Source organism: Halocatena salina (genome assembly GCF_023115355.1).
GTDB lineage: Archaea > Halobacteriota > Halobacteria > Halobacteriales > Haloarculaceae > Halocatena > Halocatena salina.
Genome location: NZ_CP096019.1, coordinates 1,900,191 through 1,919,709 on the forward strand (window position 1 = coordinate 1,900,191; position 19,519 = coordinate 1,919,709).

Annotated in this window: 19 protein-coding genes; 12 read left to right on the forward strand and 7 right to left on the reverse strand. The window is 59.8% G+C overall.

Translation table 11 applies throughout. The features are described 5' to 3' along the window. Positions 1-2: 2 nt before the first annotated feature. Both MW046_RS09700 and thpR read right to left on the reverse strand, forming a co-directional pair. A complete protein-coding gene (locus MW046_RS09700) occupies positions 3-155 on the reverse strand; it encodes a 50S ribosomal protein L39e (protein WP_247992905.1) in 153 nt (50 codons plus the stop codon). A 47-nt stretch (positions 156-202) separates the two neighbouring features. Further along, the gene (gene thpR / locus MW046_RS09705; RefSeq protein WP_247992906.1) at positions 203-751 is read right to left on the reverse strand and encodes an RNA 2',3'-cyclic phosphodiesterase; all 549 of its coding nucleotides are present in this window, start codon (positions 749-751) and stop codon (positions 203-205) included. Positions 752-802: 51 nt separating this feature from the next. Here thpR and MW046_RS09710 point away from each other — a divergent pair, with 51 nt between their 5' ends. From MW046_RS09710 to MW046_RS09720, 3 genes are read left to right on the forward strand one after another with little or no spacing between them, the layout of a single operon-like run. Continuing rightward, positions 803-1,531 carry a tetratricopeptide repeat protein gene (locus MW046_RS09710; RefSeq protein ID WP_247992907.1) on the forward strand — a complete coding sequence of 243 codons (729 nt, stop codon included), beginning with the start codon at positions 803-805 and terminating at the stop codon, positions 1,529-1,531. 2 nt (positions 1,532-1,533) lie between these two features. After that, positions 1,534-1,830, forward strand: coding sequence for a DUF424 domain-containing protein (locus MW046_RS09715; RefSeq protein WP_247992908.1), 297 nt, complete (start codon positions 1,534-1,536; stop codon positions 1,828-1,830). Further along, on the forward strand, positions 1,796-2,449 hold the full coding sequence (locus MW046_RS09720; RefSeq protein ID WP_247992909.1) for an IMPACT family protein: 654 nt from the start codon (positions 1,796-1,798) through the stop codon (positions 2,447-2,449). The genes MW046_RS09715 and MW046_RS09720 overlap by 35 nt, the downstream gene beginning before the upstream one ends. A 152-nt stretch (positions 2,450-2,601) precedes the next feature. On the opposite strand, the gene upp is transcribed toward MW046_RS09720, so the two are convergent. Then, complete coding sequence (gene upp, locus MW046_RS09725) at positions 2,602-3,279, reverse strand: uracil phosphoribosyltransferase (RefSeq protein WP_247992910.1); 678 nt, start codon at positions 3,277-3,279, stop codon at positions 2,602-2,604. Between the two features lie 180 nt (positions 3,280-3,459). Here upp and MW046_RS09730 point away from each other — a divergent pair, with 180 nt between their 5' ends. From MW046_RS09730 to MW046_RS09750, 5 genes are all read left to right on the forward strand, one after another. Then, a complete protein-coding gene (locus tag MW046_RS09730) occupies positions 3,460-3,756 on the forward strand; it encodes a DUF7990 family protein (RefSeq protein ID WP_247992911.1) in 297 nt (98 codons plus the stop codon). Then, entirely contained in the window at positions 3,756-4,703 is a 948-nt protein-coding gene (locus MW046_RS09735; RefSeq protein ID WP_247992912.1) for an ArsA family ATPase, read from the forward strand. Before MW046_RS09730 ends, MW046_RS09735 begins: the two co-directional genes overlap by 1 nt. 286 nt (positions 4,704-4,989) lie before the next feature. Then, positions 4,990-6,618: an ArnT family glycosyltransferase gene (locus tag MW046_RS09740; protein WP_247992913.1), complete on the forward strand. Its 1,629-nt coding sequence runs from the start codon at positions 4,990-4,992 to the stop codon at positions 6,616-6,618. Further along, positions 6,615-7,064, forward strand: a complete 450-nt coding sequence (locus tag MW046_RS09745; protein WP_247992914.1) for a GtrA family protein — start codon at positions 6,615-6,617, stop codon at positions 7,062-7,064. The genes MW046_RS09740 and MW046_RS09745 overlap by 4 nt, the downstream gene beginning before the upstream one ends. 139 nt (positions 7,065-7,203) lie before the next feature. After that, on the forward strand, positions 7,204-9,060 hold the full coding sequence (locus MW046_RS09750; protein ID WP_247992915.1) for a carbon starvation CstA family protein: 1,857 nt from the start codon (positions 7,204-7,206) through the stop codon (positions 9,058-9,060). Positions 9,061-9,236: 176 nt separating this feature from the next. Here the strand turns inward: MW046_RS09750 and MW046_RS09755 are convergent, their stop codons facing one another. The 3 genes from MW046_RS09755 to MW046_RS09765 are packed head-to-tail and all read right to left on the reverse strand — an operon-like array spanning position 9,237 to position 12,253. Continuing rightward, positions 9,237-9,851 (reverse strand): DUF8052 family protein, encoded by a 615-nt coding sequence (locus tag MW046_RS09755; protein WP_247992916.1) that lies wholly within the window; start codon positions 9,849-9,851, stop codon positions 9,237-9,239. 45 nt (positions 9,852-9,896) lie between these two features. Continuing rightward, positions 9,897-11,504, reverse strand: coding sequence for a hypothetical protein (locus MW046_RS09760; RefSeq protein ID WP_247992917.1), 1,608 nt, complete (start codon positions 11,502-11,504; stop codon positions 9,897-9,899). Beyond that, positions 11,501-12,253: an ABC transporter ATP-binding protein gene (locus MW046_RS09765; RefSeq protein ID WP_247992918.1), complete on the reverse strand. Its 753-nt coding sequence runs from the start codon at positions 12,251-12,253 to the stop codon at positions 11,501-11,503. The genes MW046_RS09760 and MW046_RS09765 overlap by 4 nt, the downstream gene beginning before the upstream one ends. Positions 12,254-12,461: 208 nt before the next feature. Here MW046_RS09765 and MW046_RS09770 point away from each other — a divergent pair, with 208 nt between their 5' ends. The 3 genes from MW046_RS09770 to MW046_RS09780 all read left to right on the forward strand — a co-directional run bounded on the left by MW046_RS09770 (position 12,462) and on the right by MW046_RS09780 (position 16,507). Then, complete coding sequence (locus MW046_RS09770; RefSeq protein WP_247992919.1) at positions 12,462-14,015, forward strand: aldehyde dehydrogenase family protein; 1,554 nt, start codon at positions 12,462-12,464, stop codon at positions 14,013-14,015. A 68-nt stretch (positions 14,016-14,083) separates the two neighbouring features. Beyond that, positions 14,084-15,607, forward strand: a complete 1,524-nt coding sequence (locus tag MW046_RS09775; protein ID WP_247992920.1) for an aldehyde dehydrogenase family protein — start codon at positions 14,084-14,086, stop codon at positions 15,605-15,607. Positions 15,608-16,099: 492 nt separating this feature from the next. Next, positions 16,100-16,507 carry an acyl-CoA thioesterase gene (locus tag MW046_RS09780; RefSeq protein WP_247992921.1) on the forward strand — a complete coding sequence of 136 codons (408 nt, stop codon included), beginning with the start codon at positions 16,100-16,102 and terminating at the stop codon, positions 16,505-16,507. 1 nt (position 16,508) lies between these two features. Here MW046_RS09780 and MW046_RS09785 read toward each other — a convergent pair whose 3' ends face one another. Continuing rightward, on the reverse strand, positions 16,509-19,064 hold the full coding sequence (locus MW046_RS09785; protein WP_247992922.1) for an ATP-dependent DNA helicase: 2,556 nt from the start codon (positions 19,062-19,064) through the stop codon (positions 16,509-16,511). Positions 19,065-19,158: 94 nt separating this feature from the next. Between MW046_RS09785 and MW046_RS09790 the strand changes: the two genes are divergently transcribed. Next, complete coding sequence (locus MW046_RS09790; RefSeq protein ID WP_247992923.1) at positions 19,159-19,482, forward strand: DUF7996 family protein; 324 nt, start codon at positions 19,159-19,161, stop codon at positions 19,480-19,482. Positions 19,483-19,519 lie beyond the last annotated feature (37 nt).

Consider the following 19,519-nt stretch of genomic DNA (forward strand, 5'->3'; position numbering starts at 1 on the left):
GGTTACTCGTCGGTGTTCCCTCGCCGCCAACTGCGACGTTTCGGGTTCTGCATGACGTCGCGGTCCGTTTTCATCATCACCCACGCGGGAACGCGGGTGTTTTGGCGCTCTAGCTTCGCTAGCCGCTTTTTCTTGGCCTTCGATTTCTTGCCCATATTATCGGTATTTCCGCGGCGGTAGTTAAATGGTTGTTCCTTTGGCTCTACAGCCCGACGGTGTGTACGGTTCGGTACTGGGGTCCCGAAGGTGTCCGTCTGCTTTCTATGAGTTCAACGGCCGACACGTGTGTCGATCCAACGTCCGGATCCCGCTCTTTAAGCACGGTTTGGACGCGTGTTTTCTCCGCGGCGTGATCCATGCGCGCGATCGTCGCGTGTGGCGTAAACGAGTGATCGGCTGGTTCGACGCCGAGATCGACCGTCCGCTGTTCGATCGCGTCGTGAAGGTGGTGGAACTGGCGGTTCCCGTCTCGGACGCCGACCCATATGACGTTGATGTAGTCGTGACTCGGAAACGCCCCATACCCCCCAACTGCCACATCGAACGGCTGGACTCCTGCGTCAGCGATTGCCTCCGAGAGCGCCGTTTGCAGGTCCGGGAGCCGCTGTTCATCCATCTCACCGATGAACTTGAGGGTGAAATGGACCTGCTCGGGATCGACGGTACGGATCCCACTGAGAGCCTCGAACGGGGCTTGTGCCGCTTGGAGTTCGTCGACCGTGTCGAGGTCGATGCTGATGAACAGGCGCATACTCGGTTTTCGTGGCGCAGCGCTTAACCGTGCTTGTTACCTACCACGAGCATGGCTGACGACGGTGATCCGTCCCACCGATTCTCCGAAGGTGAGGGGTTTGACGATCCCTACGAGGGGTTCGATCTCGAACCCGAGTTCGACATCGATCCGAGTCAGGTCGATCCCGTGGATTCACGGGTGCTCACAGACAATCTCGACGTGGGCCAGCTACCACAGGACGACATCGACGTGGAACGGCTCATCGAGATCGGCATCGAATACACGCAGATCAATCGGTACGAGCAGGCGACCGAGACGTTCGAGCGCGTCGCCCGTCTGACCGATGATGATCGCCTCAAACAGGAGGCACGAGTGAACAAGGGGGCTGCCCACGCGCAACTGGAGGAGTACGACGCGGCGATCGGCGCGTATCAGGAAGCGCTCCGGATCGACGAGGAGAGCGAACACGCTGCGACTGCGGAAACCAATCTCGCCTACGCGCTCTGGGAATCTGGCCGGTCCGAGCAGGCACTTTCCCACTCAGAACGCGCGGTCGAACTCGATCCCCGGTTCGGCCAAGCGTGGTACAACCGTGGCTTTTTCCTCGCGGAACGTGGTCTCGCCGAGGACGCCGTCGACTGTTTCAACAACGCACTTCGTCTCGGATTCAGAAACGCCGACATCCTCGAAGAGAAGGCCACGGCGCTTGAAGAGCTTGGAAAGGACGAGGAGGCCGAAGAAGTCGCCGCTCAAGCCGAAGAGATACGCCAACAAGCAGAGAGTCGGATGATGGAGTGAGGATGTTACTCACACAGCACGAAACGGATCGGGGATTGCTCGTTGCGGTGTGTGACACCGACGTCGTCGGAGACACGTTTGAAAACGAGCAAGCGACGCTCACGGTCGACGCGGAGTTTTACGCCGATGATGCCCGAACCGCTGACGAAGACGCCGTGATCGAGGCGCTCTCGCGGGCGACGATCGCCAATATCGTCGGCACCCGTGCCGTGACGATCGCCATCGAACACGGGATCATCGACGAAGCGTCAGTGCTCGATTTCGATGGCACGCGACACGCACAGCTGTTGCGACTGTAACAGCATGGACACCACCAAAGCGTATCGCACGTTGGCCGGACGGGGAACAGCCGTCGTTTCTATTCAAGGCTCGGAGTTTATCGGCCACGCATCGCCTGTAACGGGGCAGGTCGCCGCCGAAACGTTCGTCGAAACCATCCGAGAGAATCATTCCGACGCCACCCACAACGTCCCGGCCTACCGCGTCCACACGGGGACGGAACGCCGATTGCTTAGGGAGTATTCGAGCGACGACGGGGAGCCGTCTGGATCGGCTGGAAAGCCGGTGTTGAATGTGCTACAGGGCCAAGAGCTAGAAAATGCGGCCGTGGTCGTAACGCGACATTTCGGCGGTACTGAGCTTGGCGTCGGTGGACTTGTCCGTGCGTATTCCCGGGTAACCACCCAAGCGATCGACGCGGCAGGCACCATCGACACCGTCCCTCACGAGGAACTCCTCGTCACCGTCGACTACGACGATTCGGGAACGGTACGCGGAACGCTCGAAAGCGCCGGCGTCGAGTTTGAGGCCACCTACGAGGAGCAGGTTGCGTTCGACGTGCGGGTGCCAGTCGCCGACAGCGACGACTTGTGCGATCGGCTCCAAAGCGCAACGAGCGGCCGTGCGAAGATCGACTGATCGAGAACCGAGACGAATAAGGAGGTGGCTCCATTTTCGGAAACTCCCGACGGTCGTACGGGCTGCTCTGTTTTCTATCCAAAAATCATATGCTGATCATTGAGGTTCCTTTTCCACCCGAAACGAAGGGGTAACCGGTCGTATTGACAGCGTCAATCGGTTCCGAACGCCCGGTCACCGGCGTCACCGAGACCGGGGACGATGTAGCCGTCTTCGTCGAGGTGGTCGTCTAGAGCGACGGTGAGAAGCGTTGCCGTGGGAACAGCCTCGTCGACGCGCAACACGCCATCGGGCGCGCTCACAGCCGAGAGCACGAACAGGTTTTCGGGATCGGGTTGGTTGTCAAGCACCTCTTCGAGAACGGCACACATCGTACTGCCCGTTGCGAGCATCGGGTCCGCGACGATCACGGTGTCCTCGGGATTGATGTCCGGTAGCTTCACGTAATCGATGGAGATGGGAAACGTGCCATCCTCGTCCATCCCAGCTTGCTCGTCGCGCCCGGCGCTGATGATCCCCTGTCGCGCGCTCGGAAACGCCTTCAACAGTCCTTCGACGAACGGCGTTGCCGCGCGAAGCACGTTGATGATCACCACGTCGTCGAGTCCAGTGAGTCGCTCACCGGTGATCTCCGTGAGCGGCGTCGTCACCGGAACGTACTCCGTCTCCATCGCACCGTCGATGATCTCGTATCCACAGACGCGCCCGAGTTTGACGAGTCCCTTCCGGAACGACACTTGCGCCGTGCTCGTGTCACGAAGCGTCGACAGCGTGTCCCGCGCCAGCGCGTGTGTGATGACGTGGACGTTATCTCGGTCTTCGATGGCCATATCTCTATTCCGGATAGCGACAGTGATAAAGAGGGTGAATCCGATCCGTCTACAGCGGCGACAACCGCAGTGAGGGCGCTTGCTATCCTCCGCCGGCGAAAGATATACAAAATAGAACATGCATGGTTCCGCCTTCCCACGCCGACATGCTTTTCCCGTCCGGTCGGCGACCGTGAGCACATGACACTCGCGGATCGAATCGAGCGATACTATCAGCACCTCGTGGAGTGGGCACACGGATTGTACCACGGGATGATCGAGCATCCGGCGTACGAGCTGATCGAAAAGGAGGCGGAAGACGTCGAGGACACGTTTTTGCTCGCGTGTTTTCCGGACGCCTTCGGAATCCCGAGTCCGATCGCTTACTACACCGCAGAACTCCTGCCGTATCTGGCCGGGGAGTTCGAGGGATGGGAGCGGCGGTTGTGGGATCGTGAGTCGCTGCTCGAACGAAAGGGCCAACAGTACCACTTCTGATGGGATCGTTCGTTTTCTTCGGGGGAAAAGGCGGGGTTGGCAAGACGACGGTTGCCTCGGCGTACGCCCTACAGTGTAGTCAGGCGGGCGTTAGAACGCTGGTAGTGTCGACGGATCCGGCACACAGCACGAGCGACGTGTTCGAACAGGAGTTCGGTGACGAGCCCACTCCTGTCGAGGGGTACGAGGATCTCTCTGCGATGGAGATCGATCCCACAGCGGAGATCGATGAGCATCTACAGGAAACCAAACGGGCGTTGGACGACCACGTGAGCGCCTCGATGGTCAACGCGATCGATCGACAGATCGAACTCGCCCACCGAACACCCGGTGCCTACGAGGCCGCACTGTTCGACCGGTTCATCGACGTGATGGCCGACGCCGAGGCGTACGACCGCATCGTCTTCGACACCGCCCCGACGGGAGGGACCCTCCGGCTGCTGTCGCTTCCCGACGCCCTCGATGGGTGGATCGAGCGGCTCATCGAGAAGCGAACCCGGAGCATCGATCTGTTCGAGAAGGCGGCGATCGGCGACCGAGAAGCGAGGCGGAAAGCCGAAACCGACCCCATCATCGCCAGGCTTCGAGAGCGAAAGGATCGATTCGAGTTCGCCGGGCGGATGCTCCGGGATTCGGCGACGTTCTATCTCGTACTCACCCCCGACGAACTCTCCATTCGCGAAACACGGCGTACGATCGAAGATCTCACCGATCACGATCTCCCCGTTTCGGGTCTGATCGTCAATCGTCTCACACCCCAACCCGACGATGACGAACAGGGACAAGGTGGACAGTTCCTCCGTCAACGCTGTGCCACCGAACGCGAACGTCTCGACACCATCCGGACGTTGGCACCGCCCGTCGTCGCTACCATCCAAACACGAGCCGGTGAGATCAAGGGCGACCTGCTCGATGACGTTGCGAGTGGCCTGTCGGTTGAACGGTAGAAAACGTCGCGTAGTTCCCGTCTAGATAACTAACTGTCCGAGTGCGGGCCATCCTCTTAGTTCTGTCGGCAGAAGTGAAAACACAAAACATTCATCATTATCTCTCAGAAGAAGTGCTATAGAAATACAGTGAAATATGAACTTACTACATAGATTCATCTCTACTGGTCGTAGAGTAGGTGATCGTAGCGATGTGTGGTACGTTTTCCTGATCGTCATCGGCTGGGGTTTTGCTTATTTTCACAGACTCGACAGGCCAGTTTCCTTGTGGGATGAGACGGCGTACATGACAGCCGCCCGTTTCGCCGTCGAGCGAGGCTATTGGGTAGTACCGCACGTTCCCTACAACGGTTGGTCGGGATCTGAGATCGTTGGTGTGCAGCCGTTTTTACTCAAGCCACCGTTTGCGATCTGGCTACAGGCTGTTTCGATGGAACTGTTCGGTGTCTCGCCCACGGCTGGACGGCTGCCAGCCGTCGTTTGTACCTTACTGCTTGCTGTGCTCACCTACCGGATCGGGCGGACGATCTACTCACGCAACGCCGGCTTCGTCGCTGCTGTGGTGGTGCTCTCGGCTACGATGGTGTTCGACAACTACCATGGCGGTCGGAGTGCAGCCATGGACGTTCCCATGCTCCTTTTTGGGACGCTCGCTGTGTATGCGCTGTTTCTAGGGGTTCGACGCGACGGCTCCCGAACGCGTCTTTTCTCCGTGGCCGGACTGGCCGTCGGCGTTGCCGTTCTCACCAAGGGATTTAACGCTGGGATATTCGCGTTCATCGTGCTTCCGCTGGTCTTCGTCCACTGGCGGGCGTTTCTCTCTCGTGGGGCGCTTTTCGGTGTCACTCTGGCAGTCCTTGTTCCGTTCTCGTGGTTTGCAGTCGTCGAGTTGCTCCACGATGGAATGTTGGTGTCGATGTTTTATGAGCAAGTTTTCAATCGTGTGGCTGGCGAGAAGGTCACCCATACCGGCACGTTCGGCTTCATGAACTTCCCATACTTCCGTACTGCACCTGTCCTTTTTGCGCCGTGGTGGTTTCTGTTTTTGCCCGCGCTCGTGACCGTCCCGCTCGGTGTGATGCTTCGCCGTGGCCGTTCCCGTCAAACGACGGAAACGGTGTTCATCTGCTGGTGGGCGCTCGTTGTCTTCGCCTTTTTCCTTCCGACCGGCAATCACAGATGGTATCTCATGCCGATGGTCGTCCCGATGGGACTGCTCTGTGGCCGTCTCGTCGATCGTGGGCTTCGATCCGGACCGGAGGCAGCCGGGCTTGCAGTCGGTGGATGGATGACTGTAATGCGAACGGAGTTAGTCGGTGAGACGCTCGCTATGACACCGGTAATACCGACGATTCCCGAGTCAGCTGCTCGGGCGAGTGTAGCGATCGGTGTTCTCGGTGTTCACATCGCCGTCGTCTATCGCAACCAGTGGGTCGGAGCGGTCTCCCTGTCGGGCTGGATCGATGCCCGGTATCTCACTGTTGGCAAGCGCGTATTCATTGCATCGTTGATCGTAGTTGTCCTCGTTCAAGTTCCGTTTGATGACACCGGTTGGCGCGCCTCCGAACAACAGGAACGACTCGCAAACGGACTGCATTCGATGACACCGCCCGATACGCCGGTGTACGTTCATTCCAGTGCCGACATCTCGATCTATGCGTTCGTGTTCCACGCCGAGCGACCGTTGCGCTCGGCCACGATCGACGGGATCAACACAGACCCGACTATCGAGTACGTGCTCATCAACGAATCCGAGACAGCACGGATCGACCGGATGCACAGCCGTGTCGGGTCGATGTCCTCGGAATATTTCGGACCGTACGTGCTCGTCAGGCTGAATCGAACCAGTGCTACCTCTCACGCACAGCCGTCGTTCCGCCCACTAGAACCCGGTCGGGGTGCTACGATATCGTGACCAACAGCCGCCTCGGAGCACTTCTACTAGAGATGGGAACGTCGGTGTGGCTAAGCGGTCGTTTCGGCCAGTTCCTCCTTGTTGGTCTGCTCGGCATGTTCATCGATAACGCTGTTCTTGCCGTACTGATGGAAGTCTGGCAGCCGCCGCTCGTGCTCGCTGCGCTCGGAGGAAAGGAAGCCTCGATCACGGCAATGTTCGTTCTTAACGAGTTTTGGACCTTCGCGGAAACTCCTACCTCCCAGAACCGTTGGATCGGCACTCGTTTGGCCCGTTCCCATCTCGTCCGACTCGTCGGCACTGGCGTCGGTGTATCCGTACTGATGATTCTCAACCAGATGTTTGATGTTTGGTATCTATTAGCCAATATCATCGGTATCGGTACCGGATTCATACTTAATTACACACTAGAATCGACTATCACGTGGCAGGTTCACCGAACCTGATGTTTCGATTGCGGACTGACGTTTCGGGCAGAGTCGTCGTGGCACCCTCATACTCCGACTGGATGTATGAGAGATGATACGATCATGAGGTTCGACAAGAACGTTTATATTGACTAGATCGCCATAGATATGCAGACCCATGGTACAAGTACTCTGGCTTATCGTCACGGTGTTGGTGCTGTACAGCGTTGGATACCTCAGCTATTCGAAGTACCTCGCGGGATTCGTAGAGTTGGACGACGAAGAGGAGACACCGGCACACAAACACGACGACGGACAGGAATACGTTCCGGCGAAAAAATCGGTGTTACTCGGACACCACTACTCCAGCATCGCGGGGGGTGCGCCGATCATCGGACCGATCACTGCGGGAGCGGCGTTCGGATGGTTGCCCGCAGTGTTGTGGGTCGCCATCGGCAATCCGTTGTTCGGTGCTGTACACGATTTCATGTCGTTGAGCGCGAGCTTGCGCCACGATGGCCGTTCGATCGGCTACATCATCGGTGAGTACGTCGGCGAGCGCAGCAAGAACATGTTGTTGTGGTTCGCATTTTTGACTCTTATTCTCGTGCTCGCGGTGTTTGCGTACGTGGTCGCCACTATCTTCGACGAGTATCCGAGCGCGGCGACCGCCAGCGTGTTGTACATCGGACTCGCGCTAGTGTTCGGCGTCTATCTCTACCAGCTCGATTTACCGTTCATCCCGGGAACGGTCGCATTCGTGTCGGCCGTGTTCGTGAGCGTCTGGATCGGGATTCAGTACCCGATCGCGCTGTTCGCCACGGGAGATCTCGCCCCGGAGGTGATCGTCCTGTTCGGTGAGGGCGGGTCGTGGTTGCCCCTAGCGTCGTCACTCGGAGAGAACGCAGCAGCATGGGCACCGGTGATCATCATTTACGCCGCCATTGCGGCCGTACTCCCGGTGTGGATGTTGCTCCAACCCCGCGATTATCTCTCGTCGTTTCTGCTGTACACCGGCGTTGGCGGGATGGTGCTCGCCGCGATCGCCGGAACGCTGTTGGGGCTGTTCGAACCGGTTTCCTATGAGGGAGCTACGTACACTCTCGACTCCCAGCTCCCGGCGTTCCTCGGCTTTTACAGCCCGGCTATCGGTCCGATCTTCCCGTTCCTATTCGTCGTGATCGCGTGTGGAACGGTCAGCGGCTTTCACTCGCTGGTCTCTTCCGGGACGACCGCAAAGCAGCTCAACAAGGAGAGTGACGCTCGGTCGATCGGGTATGGAGCGATGCTCGGCGAAGGAGTGCTCGCCACCACGGCGATCGCCGCGTTGATGATCGTCGGCGCGACGGAATTCGACGCCGGACTCGCCGGTGCGATGGCGAACTTCCCGCTTGGCGGGGCAGTGATGCTGCACAGCTTCGGGATCCCGTTGGAGTACGGAACGACGTTCATCGGGCTGGTGTTCGTGAGTTTTCTGTTGACGAGCACCGACACCGCGATCCGACTTGGACGGTACATGATGGAGGAGATCGTCGGAACGTCCGACACGTCGGGCGAAAGCAAGCTGACGAGCCGTCTTGAGCGGCTCGCGGTGAATCGGTACACTAACGCTTTCTTCGTCCAGGGCGTGCTGGCCTACGTGCTTATCGCGAGTGGGACGTGGAGTAGCCTCTGGCCGCTGTTCGGTGGGGCAAACCAGACGCTCGCGGCTCTCGCGTTACTGGCGGCAACCGTGTGGCTCGTCAACTGGGACGACAGCAAACAACTCCTCAGCACGGGTGTCCCGATGGCCATCATGCTGGTCATCACGATCGTGGCCCTGCTGTGGATCGCCTTCATCAAAAACCCCCAAACCATCCTCGAAACCGGGGCGACCGGTCTCGAATTGGCGTCGCTGGTGTTCCAGAGTATCCTCGCGCTGGTGCTCGTCGCACTCGCCATCTCGGTGATGAAAATGGGATACGACAACGTCCTGAGCGCCAGAGGTCTGGATTCACTGACTGGACGGGAAACCCAAGAGCCTGCCGACGACTGATCGAGCGGCTCCTCTCGATTTAAGGGAGATATGTGATCAGACGGAGCAGCCTGTCTAGCCGCTCGTTCACTTCACCGTCGTCCTCGTTCGGTTCATCCGATGATGATCGTTCGTGTGTACCCATATGTCCCGTAACACGACCAGTTCTTATATCGTTTCTCTCTGTTTGGGGACGATCACGACCGGAGTCGACCGACCAACCGGTCGAACCACCCTCCCGGTTCTGGGTTGGGTTCTTGCCTGTCCCAGGGTGCGAACGCCGCTTCGATCTCCGCGTTCGTGCTCGCCACGAACTCCTGTCGTTCGGGGGCGACGACCACGAGGTTTACCTCGTAATGCCCGTAAAATCCGAGTTTGAGCAGCGTTCGATCCCGGAAGCCGTCGACGAACGCGCGGACAGCATCAGTGATCTCGGGTGCGATGAGCACGAACGTGAACTCCGTGCTGTAATGGGTTTCGTCCGGATCGATCCACTCTTCAGCAAGCGTATGTCCCAATTCGACGAGTCGATCGAGATCGGCGCGTTTCACTGGCGACGTTCGCCGGACGAACAGGTGTTCGTGGGAACCGTGATCGGCGTAGGTGATCGAGGGATGGAGAAACTGTTTTCGGTGCTCGATCCGCAAGCGGCCGTACAGCTCGAACGATTCGCCGTGAACGTGACGCTCCCAGTCGAGATCGTAGCTGTGTTCCAAGCGGTCGGCTACCCGATTTAGGTACGCAGCGTTGTCCTCCGACGCGTCTGCGTCGCCGGTGGACTCGGACGACCGACGCACGGAGTCGCGTGTCATACACGAACATTGCTGCCAGTACACAAAATATCACGGAAAATGGAATTACTTATAGTAATAGTCCTCGAATGCCGTCGTGGCCCGAGAGAAGGCGACAGCCCCTGTGACGCCACCAAACACGACAGTAAGACCGATGCCGCCAGCGAGTAGAACGGGTTCGCTGGTGCCACTGAGGACGTGGCGTGTTGTGGGGGTGAGGACCAACAATGCGGGGAGGCTGACGAGTCCGAACACCAGTGAGAAGAACGTGAACGCAAAGAGGCTCGGAACGACAGCCTCTCGTGAACGGGTTATCATAGCGGGTTCGAGGCGGGGGAAGGCGGTGCCAGCGCCGACGGCGATCGTGGTCGCGGTAAGGGGGAGCACGACCGCCGTGACCACAACACCAACGAATTCGACGGGCGAAAGCGGTGGTGATGCGATCATCCCGGTGAGGACGACGGCGAGAACGGTCGCCGGCAGCCCGATCAACAGTCCAGCGAGACAGAGCGCACCGATGAACGAGCGCCCACGGACGGGCGTCGTAAGCGTGATCGGTAACACCGCTTCCTCATCCCCGATCGGATTCAACGTGAACGTCGCGCCTGTCGCCCACGCGCCGTAGAAGGCGATCACCCCCGGAAGTGAGGCGGGAACGCTCAGCTGTGTGATGTCTTCGAGGGCAGGAACCAACAAAAACAACGGGTACCCGGCGTACGCCAGCCGAAGCGGTGCCCGGCGTGCTCTGAGCCACGTTTTATGAATCACATGACGCATCGGAACGGAGAGAGAAACGCCGGCGATCGGGACGGTGCCCATCTTCGTGGAGCCACTCGCCGCGTTCGGTGTCACCGAACGGCGATACCAGAGCTGTCCCGCGAGCAGCCCACAAACCGCACCGCTTCCAGGAATCCCGACGAGCGTGACACCGATCGCGCCGATGGAACGGACGCTATTCGTCTCTTGGACCGCGAGCAGCGCGAGATCGCCGTACCAACCGACTGGCGACGCCCCGACCACGGCTAAGAACGGCTCGAACACCGATTCGGTCGATCCGGTGAACAGCACCCAAAAGTAAGCGATCATGAGGGCGATGCCGATCGCTCCTCGCAAGCGAGCCACCACGGGCGAGCGCGCGATGAGTACCCGCACACCGGTTCCGAGACCGGTCCCACAGAGGACGCCGAGCACGCTGACCGACAACAGGGAAACTGCTACGAGAACGACGCTTACAGCCGATCCTGCGCCGATCCCGAAGGAGATCGCGCCGACGATCACGAACGGCGCAGGAACGCCCAACAGCACGGTGATCTCCGCGAGAAGATATCCGGCGACGGCCTCGCGGTGGGGGACGGTCGTCAACAACCCGTCTGCTTCGGAGGGCAGTCCCAACCCTTGTGCTACGCGCACGGTAGCCATCACAGCCGTCATTCCGAACACGCCCGCTCCCACACTGCGCGCAGGACCCAACATGGCTGTATCACCCATGGCTCTGCCAGCCACGAACAGACCGATGATGGCCATGAACCCCACCAATACACCAAACAGTCCCGCGATCCCGAGGGCGATGACCTGATTCGATCCTTCGATCGATCGCTTTCGATTGCAGAGATCGGTCCGAGCGATCCGGTACACTCGCCGTACAGGGCGAATCGCCGGCGCGGATCGGATCATCGCCCCCCGACGAGGTCATCCCCGTCAGTCACGGCGAGAAACGCGTCTTCGAGCGATCCACCCGATCCGACCCGCTGTTTGAGATTCTCGGGTGGTCCCTCGGCTACCAGGTCACCATCGTACAGCACCCCCACCGTGTCGGCGATCTCATCGACCACAGGCAGGATGTGCGTCGAGAGGAACACTGTCGTCTCTCCGGCCGCGAGATCAGCGATCGTGTCCCGAACCGTGCGCGCCGCACGGGGATCGAGACCGCTGGTCGGCTCGTCGAGAAACACGACCGGCGGATCGTGCAAAATGGCCTGAATGATCCCCGTCTTCTGTTTCATCCCTTTCGAGTAGGTGTTGATGCGTTTGTTCGCGTCGCTCGTGAGCGAAAACAGCTCCAACAGCTCGTCGATGCGCTCTGTGGCGTGGTCGTCGGACATGTCTCGCAGTCCTGCGATGTACTCCAACTGCTCGCGGCCCGTCAGCTCCTCGTACAACGGCGGTGACTCGGGCAGATATCCCAGTCGTGATACTACTCGATCGCGGTCGGTGATGGGCTGTCCGTCGATGGCGGCCGTTCCACCGGTTGGCTGGAGCAGCGTCACCAACATCCGAATCGTTGTCGTTTTTCCGGCTCCATTCGGTCCCAGAAATCCGTACACCGTTCCCGGTGGAATCGAAAGGTCGAGAGCGTCAACGGCCCGCGTCGAACCGTACTGTTTCGTGAGGGCCTCTGCGTCGATCGCGTTCGGAGACGACATAACCTCGGATATGTTCCAGTCACTAATAAAAACACTCAGACGATGAGAATGATCTGCGACGACAGGCATCCTGCTTCGAAGCGCTTCCGGTCAACACTCATGACACGTCTGAGATGTACGACACGACCAGCGAGTTTGTTAACGTTCACGAAATTATATGTGGGTAACGATCATGGGTGTGGCAAGCAGTCGGATGGGTGATCACACCATGCAACGGGACAATTTCGACAGTGAGCGTGGAACCGTATCCGAGGACGTTCGAGAGCGCCATCTGGAGATCGCGGACACCGTTTTGTCCGACGAGCCGTACGGGCAGTTGATCGGTGGGGAGTGGGTCGAAAGCGAGGACGGGGAGGAGTGTGCGGCGATCGATGCGACGACCGGCGAGACGCTAGCAACGTACTGGCGTGGCACCGCTCAGGACGTCGACCGGGCGGTCACAGCCGCTCAAGAAGCGTTCAACGAGACGTGGGGGAGCTACAATCCCATGCAGCGCGCCGACGCCTTGGACGACATTGCCGACGCGCTGGAGAAACGCAAACAGGAGATCGCACGGATCGACTCCTTAGAGATGGGTAAGGCCAATCAACATTCCTTGTTCGTCGATGCGACGATCATGATCTCGCAGTTTCGCTATTTCGCGGGCCTTGCCCGAACGGCCGACGAGGGTCGTCGACCATCGAGCGCATCCAACAAGCTCGCGTACACCAGCCGTGAGCCGTACGGTGTGGTCGGACAGATCAGCGCGTGGAACTTCCCCTCGATGTTCGTCGCCTGGAAGATGGGTCCGGCGCTCGCGGCGGGCAACACCATCGTGTTCAAACCGTCACCGCGAGCGGTGCTCTCGACGCTCGAAGTGGCGGGCGTGATGAACGACCACCTTCCGGACGGCACGGTAAACGTCGTGCCCGGAACCGGTCCCGACGTGGGTGCGCGGATCACGAACCATCCGGAGATTCGGAAGCTGTCGATGACCGGCTCGACGGCAGCAGGCAAGAGCGTGATGGAAGGTGCAACGTCGAACCTCAAGGCGGTCTCGCTCGAACTCGGGGGAAACAACCCGAACATCGTCTTTCCCGACGCCAATCTCGACGACGCAGTCGAGGGTGCGCTCATCGGTTCGTTTTTCAATCAGGGCGAGCAGTGTACCGCAGGCTCGCGGCTGTTCGTTCATACTGACGTTCACGAGGAGTTCCTCGAACGATTCACCGAGGAAATGGAGCGGCTCACCGTCGGTGATCCGCTGGCCCCCATGACGGATATCGGTCCGTTGGTCGACCACGCCCACCTCGACCGCGTGCAAAACTACGTCGACACCGCTGTCGAAGAAGGAGCCACCGTCGCTGTGGGTGGTGGCACACCAGAGGCCCCCGATCTCGCGGGCGCCCCCGTTTTCGAACCGACGGTGCTCACTGACGTGGAAAACGACGACACTGTCGCGTGCGATGAGGTGTTCGGTCCCGTGGTGAGCGTGATCGAATGGACCGACCGCGAAGAGATGATCGAGCTGGCGAACGACACCGAATACGGACTCGCCTCGGCCGTTTGGACGACGGATCTCGACACGGCCCACGAAACCGCCGATGCGCTCGAAGCCGGTACCGTGTGGATCAACACGTACAACGACCTGTTCGACAACGTACCCCACGGCGGCTACAAACAGTCCGGTCTCGGGCGCGAACTCGACAAAGAGGCGTTCGAAAGCTACCGACAGACGAAAACCGTGGTGCTCAACCACGGGAAGCTCCCACGGCTCGGCTGAGCGATATACAATCAGAATACTGTTAATATACACGCACGTTTATGGTGTGGCGTTCGTAGCGTTGGGGTATGGCATCCGAATCCGAACCGGAATCTGGTTCTCAAAACGAGCAGCGTGCCATCCACGAGCGACACGCCGAGGCGGCCCAAGAGGTCATCCCGGACCAACTCGGACTGTACATTGGTGGTGAATGGGTCGAGAGCGCCTCTGGGGCAACGCTCGAAACGCACGATCCGACCACGGGCGAGCTGCTCGCCGAGGTTTCGGCGGGGAACGCGGCGGACGTCGACCGGGCGGTGAGTGCGGCCCAAGAAGCGTTCGAGGAGTGGGAAAGCGTGTCGCCAGCAAAACGCCAGCGGCTACTCGAAACGATCGCCGACCGGATCGAAAGCGAACTGGACGCGTTCGCGCGCCTTGATGTGCTCGACAACGGGAAGCCGATCACGGAGGCCCGTGGTGATGCGTATCTGGCGGCTGAACATTTCCGGTATTTCGCGGGGATCGCACGCGATTCGGAGGGAGAAACTGTTCCGACCGATGGCTCCCGGCGGGTGACGACGGTGAAAGAGCCGTACGGAGTGGTCGGTGCGATCATTCCGTGGAACTTTCCGCTGTTGATGGCGGCGTGGAAACTCGCCCCCGCATTGGCAGCCGGTAACACGGTGGTGTTGAAACCGGCCGAACAGACGCCCCTCTCGGCGTTGAAGCTGATGGCAGAGATCGACGACGCGCTTCCGGCGGGCGTCGTGAACGTCGTTCCCGGCTACGGTTCCGACGCCGGTGAACCACTCACGAGTCACTCGGGCGTCCGAAAGCTCGCGTTCACCGGCTCGACGGCGGTGGGCAAGCAGGTGATGAAAAACGCTGCCGAAACGGTGACCGACGTGACGCTCGAACTCGGTGGCAAGAGTCCCATCATCGTGTACCCGGACGCAGATCTGGAAACGGCCGTTCAATCGACTGTGCTGGCCATCTTCTACAACACGGGAGAATGTTGTACCGCAGGCTCGCGGCTGTTCATCCACGAAGAGATCGAATCCGAGTTCATGGATCGGCTGGTCGCAGCCGCAGAGGATCTCACCGTCGGTGATCCGTTGCTCGATTCGACCCGACTCGGACCGAAAGTCTCTGCAGAACAGCGCGATCGAACGTTGTCGTACGTCGAGAAAGCCCGCGAGGATGGTGCCTCGATCCTGACCGGCGGCGGCGTGCCCGAGGCGGACGCGCTGTCCGAGGGCTGTTTCGTCGAACCGACGCTCATCGCCGACATCGACCACGACCACGAGGCCGTCCAAGAGGAGATCTTCGGTCCCGTGCTTGAAGTGTTCTCGTGGGAGAGCTACGAGGAGATGATCGAGCTGGCAAACGACGTGGAGTACGGACTCGCCTCGGGTGTCATCACCAGCGACATCGAACAGGCAAACCACACGGCTCGGGATCTCGAAGCCGGCACGGTGTGGGTCAACCAGTACAACGACTTCCCGACCGGCATGCCGTTTGGCGGCTACAAACAGTCGGGGATCGGCCGAGAGCGCGGTCGGGAAACGCTCGAACAGTACACCCAAACCAAAAGCATCGATATCTCGTTGTGAGATGAACCAAGCATAGAACGCGCCGGTATCGACGAATAACGCCGTCGGAGCCGCTCTATCACGGCTCGTTTCCTCTATTCACAGTATAAATACTTGTCTACGTTTACAGCTACGTCGGTCGGTTCGCTTACGAACATGACAGCATGATTTCAGAATTTGTCGTCCGGATCGCCACCAGAAATATCGGGGGATGACTCATCGTCGTGCTTTTTGACTTCCACCAGACAACCGCGCGGCTGCCGATTTTCGATTTTCGAATGATCCAATATCGGCTAATCGTTGTAATCGCCGGTGGGCCTGTGAGCGGTCCAGCCCCAATTCAGGGATGTCTGTTGCCGTTTGGAACGGTCGATCAGCAGTAGCGAACGAAGCGAGGATTTCTTCGTCGGTCACTGTGGGTGTGTTTCACGCCGTTGTGACTGCGTGAAACATGCACAGAGACGATCTCCCGGATCGATAGCTCCATCCGTTCCGGTGGCGTAGATGGCGGTGATGAGTCAGACGGAGCCGTTCACGACAGAAATCGCCGTGCGGTATCGGGATCTCGATCCGGAAAACCACGTCAACAACGCCGTGTATGGCACGTACATCGAACAGGCCCGGTTAACGTATCTCGACCACGTCCTTGAGAAGGCAGCTGACGACAGTCGTGTCGTCATCGCTCATCTCTCGATCGACTACCAGCGACCGGTGACGCTGTCTGATGAGTCGGTCGCGGTCACGGTGCGGACGACGGAACTGAACGACTCGAGCATCCCGATGGAGTTCGAACTCCGGACGAGCGACGGCATCGCGGCTACCGGAGAGTCGGTGATGGTAACTGTCGACGAGGACGGCGACCCCCGGCCGATCCCATCGGCGTGGCGCGATCGGATCACATCCTTCGAACCCGCTCTGTGAGCTATCGGCCCCAGAACTGATCGAGCGCGAACTCGAGCATATCGGGGCTGACGGTGGAAAATTCGGTGCGATCGGCCGATAAGAGTGTGGAAACCGAACGTGGTGCGTCGGGACGATAGCGCCGATCGAGGAGCAGTCGCGTTCCCACCTCGTCGTGGCCCCGCAGCACACGTCCGATCGCTTGGCGTGCTTTCCGCACAGCAGGGATTTGGACCGCGTACTCGAACCCCTCGGCGTCGAACTCCTGATCGTAGGCGTTCATCACGGCTTTCATGCGCGGGGTTGCGGTGTTGGCGTACGGCACCCCGACGACGGCAGCCGTATGGAGCCGGTGGCCCTTGTAGTCGACGCCCTCGGTGACCGTTCCGCGTGCGCTCGTGACGAGCACTCGATCGGTCTCGTCGTCCCGGAAAAACCGATCGAGCATCGCGTCGGTCACGTCGCTCTCGGTCGATCGATCGCGTAACACGGGCTTTGAAACGGTGTCCGTGAGGTATTCGACTGCCCACTCCGCTTCGGCATACGAGGGAAGACAGAGTAACACGTTGCCCGGACTGCGGGCGATCGTCACGATGGCACCGGCGTGTGCTCGCCGAGCATCGGTCATCTCCTCGTAGTCTGTTACTGGATCTCCCCGGTTCCGGTAGGTGAACGGCGGCAGATCCACGATCCAACTCGCTCGATTCTCGGGGGGAAACGACAGGCCGTAGCTCGCCGTCGCCACCCGGCATGTATCCTCGGTCTCTTCTGTCCCGTCTGGCACGTCGGACAGTCGGTCGAGACCACTCACACGCTTGTACACGTCGAACGGTTCGAGCGTTGCGGACATGAGCACACCACCAGCGAGATCGCCGAACACGTCCGCGAGCGGTTCGTGTGGAATGCAGTTGTACAGCGACAGCGCACTGTTGTACGCGGTCGCCCAGTCGGGCAACGTCGTATCTTCGGTCGGTTTCGGTGCGTATTCGAGTTCGATCTCCCGGAAGTACGTTCCGTCATTAGCAGTTCCCCACTGTTCGAGAAACCGTCCCGCTCCATCGGCGACCGGCGTGCGATCCGTCTGGCTGTCGTTGTCGTGTACGGCGGCCACGGCAGCGCCGATGGACTTCATTTCTCGCCAGACAGTGCCGTCGAACGCGTTGCTGGCTGCGTCGGTGAGCCGATCGGATTCGACGACGTGGGGATCACGCAGCGGGATCTCGTGATCGATCTCCGGAAGTGATCCCTCCCGAAACTGGCGCTGCCAATCGGTGTACTCCTCGCGTAGCAGCGCGGTCACCTCATCGTCCATCGCACTGAGAAGCCATTCGATGAACTCCTGTCCCACTCGAAGCGACGTCTGATCGATCCCATTGAACTCCGAAAGCACGGACTGGGCCTCGCGTCGGTGCGCGCTCGGATCGGCTCCCGGCTCGCCCCCCGTCCCCGAGAGATACTCACGGGCCAATGCGATGTCCTTGTGGGCCGTTCGGAGCGAATGCACTCCGAGCGTCTCCGACAGGAGGTCCCGCACTCGCTCTTCGAGCATGTGCGCCTCGTCGACGACGAGCATCGTTCCTGAGTCGAGGACACCGGCTTTCTCGTCGGTGAGCTGGCGGGTCACGGGATCGAACGCGTGGTTGTAGTTTCCGACCAGCACGTCCGCGACTTCCATCAGCGAAGCCATCGCCTCGTGCGGGCACATCCCCCGCGAAACTGCGGCCCGAACGATGGTGTCGCTGGTGAGCACGTTCGTTTTGCTTTCGCCGAAACCGAACGGTACCCACTCTTCGTTCGCGAAAAAGCGCGCATAAAACGGATCGAAGTGACCAGCGTCAGCTCCGGTGGTCTCGGGATCGACGAGGACATCACGCGTATGGGGAGGGGATTCCGGATAGGGGGCGCTCACGCCAGCGGTTTCCAGACGCGGGCCGTCCATCGACGAGGCGAGGTGACAGAGCGCTGCTGCACGAACCGGATCGTACCACGAAGTGTCCTCCTCGCGGTCGTTCCGATGGTCAGGACACTCCTCGGATGCGTACGAGAGCCGATCACAGTCCGGAACCGAACAGACATCGAGCCGTCCGTCTAGGTCTCCCTGCTGAACGGCAAGCTCGTGGGTTGCATCACGGCGGATGAGTGCCGCCGTCGTCTCGCGGAGCTCACTCGATACCGCCTGAACGCTGCCGTCTCCGGGAAGCGTTCCGACACGGGCGTAGGGAAGCATGTCGCGTTTGCCCACCATCACCAAGCCGGCGATGGGGTCGCGCTCGGTGCGATGCTCATTGATGGCTTCCAGATCGGTGACAAACTGTTTCAGTTGCTGTTTGACCGGTGTTACCGCCATCACGCGGTCAACCCGCTCCTCTTCGAGCAGTTGCGTCCCGGCGACAAGCGCGATGAGGGTTTTACCCGTTCCACACGCTCCTTCGAGGAGTAGATACCCACCGTCCCGACACACCGACAACACGTGCTCTACGCCGTCCGTCTGTTGGGGGTACGGATCGAAGGGAAACAGATCGGCCCACGCGGCATCGATGGATCGTCGGGAAACCGTCCGCTCGCCAGTGTCGCTCACTACATGTGGTTCCTGCGTCACCGACTATAAACTGCTGGCTCTGGAACGCGCGCACAATCGGGAGTTTCACACGGTCGGAGGATGTATCCTCAGTATGGACGGGTCCAGCGAGCAGACGAACGCCAATACGAACGAACGGCGAGATTCCGGTTCCAGTTCCGGTTCTGGCTCCGGTTCCGGCTCCGGTTCTGACTCCGTGCTCACTTCCGACACGGAGCGCGATCTCCCGCGGATGGTCCTGATCACGGGGGCCATCGCTGTGATCGGTATCGTCGTAACTGGCGTGATGGTGTACGCTCTTGACCGGGTCGGCCCAGCCGGTTCCGCTGACGTCATGTGGATCATGGGGTATGGTCTTACGATCTTCGTACTGTGGTATCTGTTGGTGCGACCGATCGATTTCTCCAAACGGTACTGATGGATGGCGTCCAAGCAACGAGTAACGGAAGCTTGAA

Coding starts and splice junctions, on each gene's coding strand:
- MW046_RS09700 (WP_247992905.1), bottom strand. CDS start 155: ATGGGCAAGAAATCGAAGGCCAAGAAAAAGCGGCTAGCGAAGCTAGAG.
- thpR (WP_247992906.1), bottom strand. CDS start 751: ATGCGCCTGTTCATCAGCATCGACCTCGACACGGTCGACGAACTCCAA.
- MW046_RS09710 (WP_247992907.1), top strand. CDS start 803: ATGGCTGACGACGGTGATCCGTCCCACCGATTCTCCGAAGGTGAGGGG.
- MW046_RS09715 (WP_247992908.1), top strand. CDS start 1,534: ATGTTACTCACACAGCACGAAACGGATCGGGGATTGCTCGTTGCGGTG.
- MW046_RS09720 (WP_247992909.1), top strand. CDS start 1,796: ATGGCACGCGACACGCACAGCTGTTGCGACTGTAACAGCATGGACACC.
- upp (WP_247992910.1), bottom strand. CDS start 3,279: ATGGCCATCGAAGACCGAGATAACGTCCACGTCATCACACACGCGCTG.
- MW046_RS09730 (WP_247992911.1), top strand. CDS start 3,460: ATGACACTCGCGGATCGAATCGAGCGATACTATCAGCACCTCGTGGAG.
- MW046_RS09735 (WP_247992912.1), top strand. CDS start 3,756: ATGGGATCGTTCGTTTTCTTCGGGGGAAAAGGCGGGGTTGGCAAGACG.
- MW046_RS09740 (WP_247992913.1), top strand. CDS start 4,990: ATGACAGCCGCCCGTTTCGCCGTCGAGCGAGGCTATTGGGTAGTACCG.
- MW046_RS09750 (WP_247992915.1), top strand. CDS start 7,204: ATGGTACAAGTACTCTGGCTTATCGTCACGGTGTTGGTGCTGTACAGC.
- MW046_RS09755 (WP_247992916.1), bottom strand. CDS start 9,851: ATGACACGCGACTCCGTGCGTCGGTCGTCCGAGTCCACCGGCGACGCA.
- MW046_RS09760 (WP_247992917.1), bottom strand. CDS start 11,504: ATGATCCGATCCGCGCCGGCGATTCGCCCTGTACGGCGAGTGTACCGG.
- MW046_RS09765 (WP_247992918.1), bottom strand. CDS start 12,253: ATGTCGTCTCCGAACGCGATCGACGCAGAGGCCCTCACGAAACAGTAC.
- MW046_RS09770 (WP_247992919.1), top strand. CDS start 12,462: ATGCAACGGGACAATTTCGACAGTGAGCGTGGAACCGTATCCGAGGAC.
- MW046_RS09775 (WP_247992920.1), top strand. CDS start 14,084: ATGGCATCCGAATCCGAACCGGAATCTGGTTCTCAAAACGAGCAGCGT.
- MW046_RS09780 (WP_247992921.1), top strand. CDS start 16,100: ATGAGTCAGACGGAGCCGTTCACGACAGAAATCGCCGTGCGGTATCGG.
- MW046_RS09790 (WP_247992923.1), top strand. CDS start 19,159: ATGGACGGGTCCAGCGAGCAGACGAACGCCAATACGAACGAACGGCGA.